At 64.3% G+C, this 2,422-nt stretch carries 2 protein-coding genes; both read right to left on the bottom strand.

The window, feature by feature from the left end:
- Nucleotides 1-274: 274 nt before the first annotated feature.
- The gene (locus VD811_03215; protein ID HXV19988.1) at nucleotides 275-1,969 is read right to left on the bottom strand and encodes an alkaline phosphatase family protein; all 1,695 of its coding nucleotides are present in this window, start codon (nucleotides 1,967-1,969) and stop codon (nucleotides 275-277) included.
- A gap of 157 nt (nucleotides 1,970-2,126) precedes the next feature.
- The coding region (locus tag VD811_03210; GenBank protein ID HXV19987.1) for a peptidylprolyl isomerase at nucleotides 2,127-2,422 on the bottom strand (296 nt) is incomplete at its 5' end.

Here is a 2,422-nt window from a genome sequence, read left to right as displayed (position 1 = left end):
ATGAGGATTTCGCCCTTGGAGGTTTCCAGCAGGACGCTGGGATTCTGTGTGCTCATGGGTAGCTCCTTCAGTATTCGAATGTATTGAGAAATGTCCGGGTGCGGCGGATGGGCAACTTTAGCAAATGCGAGACAGTGCCGCAAGTTTATTGGCATCCAAGAATAGCCGGGATAAGGCGCCAGTTCTCCTGGCGAACCTTGCGGGAGGGGGCATCCCCCTTGCGTAGCAGGGGGGACGCCGAGTGCAACGAGGCAGGGGGGTTGAGGCAGGGGGATCATTTCCTCCGCAGCGGCAGAAACACTTCCCGATAAAGAAACGCATGCCCGGCCAGACCCTCCCGCCTCAGTAAAGGATGTCCTTCCGGAAGAATGAGAAAGGGGCGCGACTGTTCGCCGCCGACGGAGCCGTGGCCGCCGACCTGGTCGTCGAAACAGGCGATGCGCTCGCCGTCGTAGGCGCCGAAGAGGATCAGGTCCCCGCAGGCTTCGTCCCGGGCGAACCGGCGCAATTCGGGCAGCAGTTCGACCGGCTCGCCGTAGGGGCGCAGAAATTCGAGCTCCTCGGCGCGCGGCAGGGTTTGCTCGTCGAAACACAGCCGGCCGCCGGCGTGAAAGACGCATATTCCCTGTCCCTCGCTGCGCGCCACGACGAAGCCGATCCCCTTGTGCCGGCTGAGAAACTGCAGCAGCAGCGGCTGTGCCCGCTCGACCTCCTGCCAGTTGAGGCGGTGGGGTTCGCCGGTGATGTAGAGGTGAGCCAGTGAACTGGAGTAGGTGATGACCACGCCCCCCTCAGGGTCGACCTTCAGGGTCTCCGGAACCAGTTCCCGGATGCGGCGCTGCAGGGTGTTCTTAGTGGCGCGGTAAAGATTGTGACGCCACCTGCGCGGCCGGGCGTCGAGTTCCTGCTCGAGATAGCCGAACTGCGCCCGTTTCATATCGAGACCACCTGACGAAACCGTCGCCTGCTGGTTCTCTTTCAGGAAAGCGCTGACGGCTTCCCCCAGGGTGGCGCCGAAGCGGCTGTGAAAGGGATAGCCGGGAGTCTGGCCGTGATCGGAGAGAATGATCAGCTCGTAGTCGGCGCCGGGGGCATGGCGCAGCATGCGCATGATCTCGCCGACCCGCTTGTCGGTGTACTTGAGATTCTTCAGCGCCGGTCGTGAGCCGGGGCCGAAGTGGTGGGCGAGTTCGTCATAGCCGCTGTAGGTGGTATAGATGGCGGGCACGCCGGAATAAATATCGGCGATGACGCCGAAGGTCTGCAACTCGCGAAGGATAACGTTGCAGAAGATGCGGATGAAGGGAAAAAGCCCTTCGCTGACCTGCCAGGGGCGGGTCTTGCGGGCCTGGCGGCGGTCGTAACGGTCGGTGAAGTATTCCGCGATGCTGGCGCCGAGCACGCGGCAGACCCGCAGGGGGTGCAGCAGGATGAGCAGCAGGACGCGGCCGCCGCCGAAGCGGCCGAAGAGGGTCTGGGGGTGGGGCGAGGAGACGGTGAAGACGCTGCGTGCGGCGCCGCCGTCGAGCATGTTGGCGTAGGAAGAGCCGCCGGCCAGCAGCCCCTCCCGGTCGGCGAAAAGCCGCTCGCGGAAGTGCTGGACGTGGTCGGGGTCGTTGCAGCTGATGAGCCGGCCGGTGCTCTTTTCGAACCAGCGGAAGGCGGGAATCCCCCGGCCGTCACCCCAGAAAATCGCCCCCTGCGCCGCTGGCGTGGTGCTCGGCAGCCCGGAGCGGTATTCGCGCAGGACGTACCCCCGTTTCAGATGCCGGGCGACGTTGGGCAGGTAGCCGGCCGCCAGCGCCTGCCGCAGGTGCGGCGCCGAGAGGCCGTCGAGCTGGATGCCGACGAAGCCGCGCCCGGCTCCGGCGGCGCGCCGCTCCAGGCGCTCCTTGCGGAAGGGGTAGAACTTGAAATAGTAGTAGACCCGGAACAGGCGATGGATGAAGGATGACCGGTCTGCTGCCATGATTCACCATGAAGGTTCGAGGTTCGAGGCCCGAGGCCCAAGGTAAAAGGTGAAAGGTTGAAGGTCCAGGAACAGGGTCGAGTGCCGACCATGCCCCTGGACCTTCGCTTTCGGACTCTCGACTCAGGACCTCGGGCCCAGGGCCTCGTGCCTGCCTTTATTCAATAACCGTCACCTTGTTGATGGTCACCGCCTCTTTCGGCACGTCCTGGTGCATGCCGGCGCTGCCGGTGGCGACCTGTTCGATGGCCCAGACCGCGTCCATGCCGTCGATGACCTTGCCGAAGACGGCGTAGCCGAAGACGGAGGGGTTGCTGCCGCCATGGTCGAGGAACTTGTTGTCGGCGGTGTTGATGAAGAACTGGGCGGTGGCGCTGTCGACCTCCTGGGTGCGGGCCATGGCGATGGTGCCGGTCTTGTTCTTCAGGCCGTTGCCGGCCTCGTTCTTGATCG

This window comes from Desulfuromonadales bacterium (assembly GCA_035620395.1).
GTDB lineage: Bacteria > Desulfobacterota > Desulfuromonadia > Desulfuromonadales > DASPGW01 > DASPGW01.
Note: the sequence above shows the minus strand (reverse complement) of the source record. Positions and strands in the feature narration are given on the sequence as shown.